We start from the raw sequence: 9,059 nt of genomic DNA on the forward strand, positions 1-9,059 counted from the left end.
TTCGATCCGGGTTATGCACGGCACTGAGGCCCAATGGCAGTGTCGCAGCTCCTAGAGCGCCAATCAGTTTGAATTCACGACGCCAGGCACATCTGGGACCGCCCCTGCCGTTGTCGGTCGGCGCTCGCAGTATGCCGGATACAGCTTCGGCCTCCCTCCTAGGCAGGAACGGCCCCAGACGCACCTGACGCCGCGACTCCAAACTGATCGGCGCTCTAGCAGTACGCCCGGTACAGCGTCGTCGCCGCTCCTCGCCCTTGGGCCTCAGCTCCGCACCTAACCCGGCACGAACTCAGGGTGTGCGGCACTAGTTCCTGACGCCCCTGGCTTTGTCGCTCGTCAGTCGAGTGTGCCCGGGTCATGCCGTGCCGGGAATCCGGCGCCTGTCAGTCGTAGCATTTGGCGACACCCGTCGAGCTGCATTGAGCCGCGGTGGGGGCAAAATAGGTCGATCGGTGGCGTCAGTCGACTGCAACTAGCGCCGCAGTCGAATCGGTGTACTGAATGCGGTGCAAACGCAGTCTCGCTTCTCGTCTCGCGTTCGTGTATGCATTGAGTGCATTCACGGTGAGCCGACTCGCACCGTTGCCACCCACGTTTCAGTGTACCAATTCAGCCAGTGGTGATTACTATACCCTGCCCGTCAACGCGGCCCTGCTGTGTCCGTGATTTGCGTCCCGAGTCGTTGGATCTCCCTCAAATCCCAAATTGCGCCACAGGCGCAGTCTAGCGAGTACCGATGCCAAAGCCGACCTTCCTCAATCTCCCCGACGAGAAGCGCAAACGAATCACCGAACTCGCGCTCGACGAGTTTTCGACATACCCGTATCGCCAGGCGTCGCTGTCACGAATCGTCTCGCGTGCGGGAATCGCCAAAGGGAGCATGTACCAATACTTCGAGAACAAGCTCGACTTGTATCGGTGGTTGGTGACGGACGAGCTCGAGGCCCGACGCGCGCAGTGGCTGGAGAACGACTCGCGTCGGCACGCGCAGGAGCTGGACGCCGAGGCGTCGGGACCCCGCGAGGTGCTTGGACTGTTCGCGGGGCTCGAGCGGCTGGTGATGACGCGGATCGGCTTCATGCTCGCGCACCCGCGGCTCGCTCGCCTGGCCGCCAGCGCGATGGAGCCCTCCGCCGACGCGGAGCTCCGCGAGCTGCATGGCTCGTTGTGGCGCGAGCAGCTCGACGACCTGGCCACGCGCCTGAGCGAGGCACGCCAGACCGGTGAGGTCCGCCAGAACATCGATCCGCGCACCGCCGCACACTTGATCGACGCGTTGATCCTGCGCGGGACCACCAACGCCGTGCTCGAGCGGATCGGCGTTGACGCTCACGAATTGCTGAGCAAGCCCGACGCGGGAGCCGAGCTCGCCGAGTCCGAGTGGCGCGACCTGGTCCGCGACGCGATGCGGCTGATCCGCGGCGGCATCGAAGCCAGCGCGCCAGTCCAGGCAACGCAAGGATCCAACGGCAGCCACGACGATGACGTCGACACGCGCCTGCGCCCGGTCGCGCGGCCCAACATCGAGTGGCGGGCCAGCCACGACGGCGGCTAGTCCCGAATCAAGCGCTGCGCTCGACTCGGGCCTCTAAAGGGGGGTTCAAAAGCCCCCTCGCTTCGGCGGCCAGCCCCAAGTCATTCACCTTTCCAATTCGGTGCTTGATTTGGGGCGAGTGTGTTCAGCGCGGTCAAGGGCGTCTCGTCCGGTTGCGGACACCTTCGTGGACTGGTTCACCCTGGGCAGCGAAGTGTCTGGACCGTGTGCGGATCGCGTTCGTGGGCCGCGGATAGCTCGCATGAGGGGATCCACCTAGATCAGGGGGGATCCCCTCCTTGTTCGGCTGTGGTGACCCCCGACAATGCCAAGAATGTGTGTCCGGCCAGGATCCCGCCTCGCCGCTGCGCTGGCCGGGTTGTTGGCGGGAGCATCGAGGCTGGCTTGGGCCGGGCCGCCAGCGGCGAGCGAAGCTCCGGCCGAACACGCTCACGCGCCGACCGAGGCGCCGCAGCCAACGAGTGACGGCGAGGACGACGGCGACGGCGACGGCGACGAATACGGGGACGGCGACGACGACGACGACGCCAACACCCGCGAGATCATCGTCAACAGCGACACGCCCGACAACTACGCACGCGACGCCAGCGTCGTCACTCGCCGCCAGATCCAAGAGCGGCTGCCTCGCTCTGCTCCCGACGCGCTGCGCTTCGAACCTGGCGTCTACGTGCAGCAGAGCGCCCACGCCCAGGCGTCACCGTATGTCCGCGGTCTGACCGGACAGCAGACGCTGATCGCGTTTGACGGGATCCGGCTCAACACCTCGACGTTTCGCCAAGGCCCGAACCAGTACTTCTTCACGGTCGACTCGCGGACGATCCAGCGGCTCGAGGTCGTCCGCGGCGCCGCCTCGACGACCTGGGGCTCCGACGCGATCGGCGGGGCGCTGCTGACGACGCCGGTGGATCCGACCCTGGATCGCTCGAAGCGGTGGACGGTGCACCCACGCCTGCTGCTGGCCCACCGCACTGCAGATGGCGAGCTGGGCGGGCGGGCGCAGCTGGATCTGGGCTGGAAGGGCAAGCTCGGCTTCTTCGGTGGCGTCGGGTACCGCGACGTCGGCCAGCTGCGGACCTCGGGCGCGGTCACGGCTCCAGCGACGGGTCAGCCGTGGAAGGAGCCGCGCTTCGCGAGTGACGCGCGGACCCAGCTTGGCACGGGCTTTCGTGAGCTGACCGCCGACGCCCGCGTGGTCTGGCAGATCGACGATCGCTGGCGGCTCAGCGCGGGCTACTACGACTACCGACAAAAAGACGCGCCGCGGACCGACAAGTGCCCGCCCGCCGAGGCGCCCGACGACGAGTGCCTGATCTACCTCGACCAGTTTCGGACCCTCACCTACCTCGCGGCCGACATGACCGATGGGCCCGACGCGGCCGCCCGCGCGCGCGTGAGCGTGAGCTACCAAAATCAGCACGAGCGCACGCAGCTGACCCGCGACAACGGGATCGCCACCATTCCCGGCGGGATCGAGAGCAACGGCCGCGACGACGTACACACCTTGGGTCTGCGCACCAGCGTGTCTTCGGCCGTGCTCCCGCTGGGTGAGCGCGCCGCGTTTGGCGTCGACTATGGCGGCGATCTGTACTTCGACATGATCGAGAGCTTGTCGTGGCTGGTGTTCACCGACGTGTCCCCGGCGGTGACCTCGGTCGCGCCACGCGGTCAGTACATTGACGGGTCGCGCTACCTGACCTCCGGGCTGTGGGCCCAGCCCTACCTGTGGCTTGGCGATCGGGTCCGGTTGCGCGGGGGCGCCCGGGCAGCGTTCGTGTGGGCCAACGCCGACGGCGACGCTGCCAGTGAGACCGTGGGTGTCGACCGGAGCTGGGCGACCGCGGTCGGCAACGCCGGGCTCATGGTCATCGCCGCGCCATGGCTGACGTGGCACTTGGACTTCGACCAAGGCTTTCGCGCGCCCAACCTCGACGATCTGACCAGCCGCCAGCAGGTCGGCCCCGGGTTTCAATTCGAGAACGCGAGCTTGGATCCCGAGCGGGCGCTGTCGCTCGACACCGGCTTTCGCGTTCGTCACAAGCGCGTCGAGGCCAGCTTGTTCGTGTGGCACTCGTTCATTCGCAACCTGATCGGCCGGGCCCCACGCGAGCTCGGCGAGTGCCCGGGCGGCGCCGCCGACAACCCGACCGGTTGCGAGGCATCGCGGACCCGCTTTCAGCTGGTCAACCTCGACGGGTGGGCGCTCCTGCGCGGCGTCGACAGCTCGGTGCGGGTGTTCATCCCGGCCGGCTTCGTGCTCGGCGCGACCTTGTCGTGGGCGTGGGGCGAAGGTCAAAACCCAGTGCCACCACCGATCAGCGCGGGCACCAACAACTACGAGGCGCGGCTGCCCTTGTCGCGGGTTCCCCCGCTCAACGGCACCGTGGAGCTGACGTGGTACTCGAAGGTGGGCGTGTGGCTGGGCTCGGCCCTGCGCTGGGCCGGCACCCAAGATCGGCTGGCGATCGCAGACGTCGCGGACACGCGGATCCCCGACGGCGGCACCCCTGGATTTGCGGTCTGGGATCTTCGCGCAGGCTATCGCTTCGATCCGGTGGTCTTGGTCGGGTTGGTGTTCGAGAACGTGATCGACACGCCGCACCGCTATCACGGGTCGAGCGTCAACGGAGCTGCGCGCTCGCTCAACTTGTCGGTCGAGGTCGGGTTTTGACCAGGGAGCCGCCGGCCCGAACCGCGGGTTTGCCCTCGGTCCTCGACCCGATCTGCTCGGGCTTTCACCCCGTCCATTCGGGCGCAGATCTGGGTAGTCCCCCGATTGTGGCGCGGAGGTGCGCGGGTGTATCCGAGGAGCAGGACGACCCATGACCATCCATCCCCATCGCGCTTTGTGTACATTGACCCTATTCGCCACCCTCGTAGCCTGCCGCGCGGGCGACGATCCGCTCGACGGCGACGCTGGCGACGGCGACGGTGACGTGGCCGCGGGAGACCCCTGCGACCCGGCCGACGACCCGATCGACGAGAGCGCCTGCGGGCCGCTCGACACCGACTACCTGCCCGCCGACAGCGACGCCGACACCTACCCCGCGTGCATCTCGGACGGTGGCGTCTACGAGCTGGTCTCGGATCCGCCTGGCTCGATCGCTCGGATCGAGGCCGCCGAAGAGATCGCGGAGCTGCTGTGGCGCAACGACGCCCCGACCCGAGAGGACTTCACGATGGCGCGCGCCGCCTACGAGTTTGATCAGGGCCTGGGCTCGCGGGTCGAGCGACGCGAGGACCTGCACTACCCCGAGATCCCCGAGGCGGAGTGGGACCCGGGCCTCGATCCCGACAAGCAGTGCGCCAACACCCAGAACGCCGAGAACCACCCCGATCGCTGCGCGGGACCGGTCAAGATCCGGCCGCTGATCAACGACGCCTTCATCGCCGGGATGAGCGGCGAGGGTGATCCCAACGTCCACGCCGCTCGGATCGAAGCCGGCATCGTGTGGTTCTCGTACATCTCGGTCTACAAAGAAGCGTTCACCTGCGTCGCGACCCCGAAGGACTGCGACTCGGCGTGGGCCTACTACGGCGGCGGCGCCCAGGCAGACGGCGATGTGATCGGCTTCGCCAGGTTCGTGCGCGACTACAGCCCCACCGCACACCAGCGGATCTTTGACGGGATCTTGGCGGTTCGTTGTTTCCGGGATCTGTACTCGGCCGACGACTATCCGACCTACGCCGATCTGCCGGCCGAGGGCCAGGCCCTGTTCGACCGCGCGTGGGAGCAGCTCGACGACGCGCTCGCGCGCGGGTTCACGGTCGCGCTGCGTCAGCACTTGCTCGCGCATGACGACGAGCAATGCAGTGAGGCGCTCGAGGCGAATTGGGCGTTCGTGCAGGTCGTGGGTGAGGCGCTCGATCGAGAAGTTCGCGAGCGCGACGCCGACGCGGCCGACGAGCTCGCGACGATCTACGCGCTCAGCGAGCCGAGCACCGCCGACATCGAGCGCGCGGTCGAGCTGCTGGACATGGTCATCCCCTGCGGCTGAGCGCATCTTCGCGGGAAGCCCAGTCGCCGGCCGGAGAGCGCCGGCTCTGGGCGAGCAGGCAACTCGAGACCCAGCTACTCGGCGTCGAGATCGGCGCGGGTCTCGGGCGGCAGCTTGGCGTCCCAGTCCAGGCGCCGCTCGAGGTCGGCGATCAGCGCTTCGCAGCCGGGGAACCCACCAAGCTCGCGGCCCAGGCCCTCGGCCTCGCGCGCGGCGATCAGCGCTTGGTCGAAGCGGCCGAGGTTTCGCAGCACCCGGGCCTTGGCGAACGCGAGCAGCTCGCGGTCGTCGAGCGGCTCGTGCTCGTGTCGCGCGACGAAGGTCTCGATCGTGCGTAGCGCGGCCTCGTGGCTGCCCTGGTTGATCCGGGCCTCGACGAGATCGAGCACGAGGTCGCTGGACATCGCGTCGGCGATCGCCAGCGCCGATGCGTACTCGTCTTCGGCGGCCTCGTGATCGCCCCGCTCGACGTAGTAGTCGCCGGTCGTGCGATGCCACAGGACGAGGGTGCGCTCGTCGCTGGGGTTGGCGCCCTCGAGCAGGTCGCCCGCCTCGGGGAAGCGCTTCATCTTGAGCAACGCGTGCGCTAGCAGCATGCGCACCGGAAAATTTTCGGGCTCGTGCTCGAGCAGCCCACGACAGACCCGCTCGAGCACCGCGTGGCTGCCATCCTCGAACGCCTCGATCGCGGCGCTCCACAGGTCTTTCTTGGTTGCGGCCATGGGGCTCTCTCCAACCGGATCATACAGGCGCTGCGGGCCGGCCTGAAGCGAAAGCGGCAATGCGTCTGATGCGCGAGCCCGTGCGCAGGCATACTCCGCCCGTGACGGCCTTGCTGCGTTGGCTGCGAAAGATCCCGAGCCAGGCGGACCTGCGTCGGCGGGCGTTTGTGTTCGTCTGCGTGCTCGCACTCAGCTTCGTGCCGATGGTGGGGACGCTGGGCTATTTCTCGAGTCTGCTGCTCGCGCCGCTGTTGAGCTGCCTCGCCGTGGTTGCGGGCGTTGACGCGGTGCTGCGTGTTCGGGCTGCGGCTGGCACTGAGCGATCTTCGCTCGGCGCGGGCCAGCTCGCGGACGCCGTGGGGCCGCCCGCGCAACGGCGTGCCACGGACGTTGAAGCGGGGCCGCTGTGGCGGCTGGCGGCCGACGGGGCGCGCGAGCTCGCGTGGTTGCTGGGACTTGCCCTGGGTGTCCTGGTCGTGGGCATGCTGTGGACGACCAACTGCGACCCGATCGGTGGCGCCGCGTACTTCGTGATGGGCCCGGTGTGCTCAGCCGCGCTGGCGTGGCTGGCGGGGGTCGCCGCTGCGCTGTTGCTCGGCCCGCGCAAGCGGTGGGTGCTGCTGCTGGCCGGGTGGACGCCGCTGCTGGGGTCGACGCTGATCGGTGTGTATCGGCTCTACGCCGACCCAGTCGTGTTCGCGTACGATCCCTTCTTCGGGTGGTTCTCGGGGCCGATCTATGACGAGGGTATCGAGATCTCGTCGCGCTATGTGCTGTACCGCGGCTACAACTGGATGGCGGCCGCGGCGGTGTGGCTGGCTCTGGGCGCGAGCCTAGATGAGCAGCTCGGGCTGAGCTGGCGACGCATGCTGGCGAGCGGGCCCAGCCGGCTGCGCTCGGCTGTCGCGGCGGCGCTCGCGATCGCGGCGCTGGTGATCGGGTGGTCGGCCCCGCGCTTGGGTTTTAGCGCGACGACCGAGAGCTTGGGCCGGGTGCTCGCGGCGACCAAGACGACCGAGCACTTCGTGATCCGCTACGCACCGACTTCGATCACCGCCCGCGAGATCGAGATGGTCGCGGCCGAGCACGAGTTTGCGTGGCACCAGCTCGAGCGCCGGCTGGGCTCGGCGCCAAGCCGAAAGGTCCAGAGCTTCATCTTCGTCAACGGCGAGCAGCGCGGGGCGTTGATCGGCGCAAACCGGGTCGAGGTGTCTCCGCCGTGGCGCCAACAGATGTACCTGAGTCATCGGCCGTGGCCGCACGACGTGATGCATCACGAGCTCGCGCACGCGTTCTTGGGTGACTTCGGGGATCCGGTGCTCGGGCTCCCGATCGCGGGGCTGCGCTTCAACGGCGCGCTGGTCGAAGGCGTGCCGACGGCCCTGGCCCCGCGCGCGCACGACAACCTGGGGTTGCACGAGCAGGCCGCGGTGCTCGATCGACTGGAGAAGCGTCCGCCGCTGCAGGAGATCATGGGGGCAGGGTTTTGGGGGGCGGCGGCGAGCCGGGCGTATGCGGCCGCCGGGTCGTTCGTGCTGTGGTTGGCGCAGACCCATGATTGGGCTGCCGTCGCGGAGCTGTATGGCAACGCGGGGGACTTCGAGGCCACGTTTGGAGCGAGCCTCGCCGAGCTCGAGGCGGGGTGGATTGCGTTCTTGCGACAGATTCCGCTGCGCGAGGCGGACATCGAGGCGCAGGCGCAGCGCTATCAACGAAGCTCGGTGTTTCGACGGCCGTGTGCGCACCGGGCCGCGGATCTGGGGCGCGCGGCTGCGGTGGCGCGGGTGCTTGGGCAGGAGGACGAGGCACTCGACACCCAGCGGACGCTGTGTCGGATCGAGCCCGACGAACCGGGTCACTTCTTGCGACTGGCCGACATGCTCGCGGGGTGGGAGCAGTTCGAAGAGGCGGCGATCGTGCTGGATGAGCTCGCCGCGCGCGAGGAGCTGACGGCGACCGTGCGAGCGATCATCGATGAGCAGCGAGGAGACACGGCGCTGGTTGCTGGGCAGTTGGAGGAGGCGGCGGTGCACTACCGGGCTGCGATCGGGTTGGGGTTGAGCGAGGCGAGTCGGCGGCAGCTGCAGATCAAGCTGATGGCGACCGAGGATGCGGAGCTGGCTCCGCTGGTGGTCGCCTACTTTGGGCCGTTTCGCGTGAATGGGGACTCGCGGGCGAACTCGATGCTGCAGCTGTGGACGGCGGCGAAGATCGCCGAAGTGCCGGGGTATGCGGCGGTTGGGGACTACCTGGTTGGGCGGCAGTTCTTGAGCATCGCAGAGCCTGAGCGGGCGGCGGAGGTGCTGGGGCGGGCGGTTGTGGATGAGGGGGGGGTGTTGAGCGTGGAGTTGCGGCGGGCGGCGTTGTTGGGGTTGGTCTCGGCGTTGACGCAGACGAAAGACTGGGCGGGGGCGCGGGCGGTGCTTGGGGGGGTGGAGGCGATTGCGGAGGGGGAGGGGCATCGGATGGAGGTGGGGGAGTGGCGGGAGCGGATCGCGTTCTTCCAGACCTATTTTCCCTGAGGCTCACCCTGCCCGGGCTCACCCCGCGGCGGGGGCTCACCCTGCCCGGGGGCTCACCCTGCCCGAAGGTCCTGTCCGGAGACTGCTGGGCGAGTGCCCAGATGATTGGCAAGGGCCGTTTCTCACCGACAGCTTGGTCGGCTATCTCGGTCCGAGAACTCGGACTTTGGGCCCAAGAGTGACCGCCGCGCCCTGCTTTTACAATCTGAACCAACACCGGCAGGCGGGTCGCCTTGCCCGCCCACCTCGATCACGCACAACG

Annotated in this window: 5 protein-coding genes; 4 read left to right on the top strand and 1 reads right to left on the bottom strand. The window is 68.2% G+C overall.

The genetic code is table 11. The features are described 5' to 3' along the window. Window positions 1-739 precede the first annotated feature (739 nt). From DB30_RS39305 to DB30_RS39315, 3 genes are all read left to right on the top strand, one after another. Window positions 740-1,558 (top strand): TetR/AcrR family transcriptional regulator, encoded by an 819-nt coding sequence (locus tag DB30_RS39305; RefSeq protein WP_052559091.1) that lies wholly within the window; start codon window positions 740-742, stop codon window positions 1,556-1,558. A gap of 313 nt (window positions 1,559-1,871) precedes the next feature. After that, a complete protein-coding gene (locus DB30_RS39310) occupies window positions 1,872-4,226 on the top strand; it encodes a TonB-dependent receptor (RefSeq protein WP_165704161.1) in 2,355 nt (784 codons plus the stop codon). Window positions 4,227-4,377: 151 nt separating this feature from the next. After that, window positions 4,378-5,553 (top strand): hypothetical protein, encoded by a 1,176-nt coding sequence (locus DB30_RS39315; RefSeq protein WP_146662713.1) that lies wholly within the window; start codon window positions 4,378-4,380, stop codon window positions 5,551-5,553. A 74-nt stretch (window positions 5,554-5,627) separates the two neighbouring features. Here DB30_RS39315 and DB30_RS39320 read toward each other — a convergent pair whose 3' ends face one another. After that, window positions 5,628-6,275, bottom strand: a complete 648-nt coding sequence (locus DB30_RS39320) for a tetratricopeptide repeat protein (RefSeq protein WP_146662715.1) — start codon at window positions 6,273-6,275, stop codon at window positions 5,628-5,630. 101 nt (window positions 6,276-6,376) lie between these two features. Between DB30_RS39320 and DB30_RS39325 the strand changes: the two genes are divergently transcribed. Then, complete coding sequence (locus DB30_RS39325; RefSeq protein WP_052559099.1) at window positions 6,377-8,797, top strand: tetratricopeptide repeat protein; 2,421 nt, start codon at window positions 6,377-6,379, stop codon at window positions 8,795-8,797. Window positions 8,798-9,059: the final 262 nt, after the last annotated feature.

The organism is Enhygromyxa salina (assembly GCF_000737335.2).
Lineage (GTDB): Bacteria > Myxococcota_A > Polyangia > Nannocystales > Nannocystaceae > Plesiocystis > Plesiocystis salina_C.

Bases quoted from the DNA above. Each gene is read 5' to 3' on its own strand.
- DB30_RS39305 (WP_052559091.1), top strand. From the start codon at position 740: ATGCCAAAGCCGACCTTCCTCAATCTCCCCGACGAGAAGCGCAAACGA.
- DB30_RS39310 (WP_165704161.1), top strand. From the start codon at position 1,872: ATGTGTGTCCGGCCAGGATCCCGCCTCGCCGCTGCGCTGGCCGGGTTG.
- DB30_RS39315 (WP_146662713.1), top strand. From the start codon at position 4,378: ATGACCATCCATCCCCATCGCGCTTTGTGTACATTGACCCTATTCGCC.
- DB30_RS39320 (WP_146662715.1), bottom strand. From the start codon at position 6,275: ATGGCCGCAACCAAGAAAGACCTGTGGAGCGCCGCGATCGAGGCGTTC.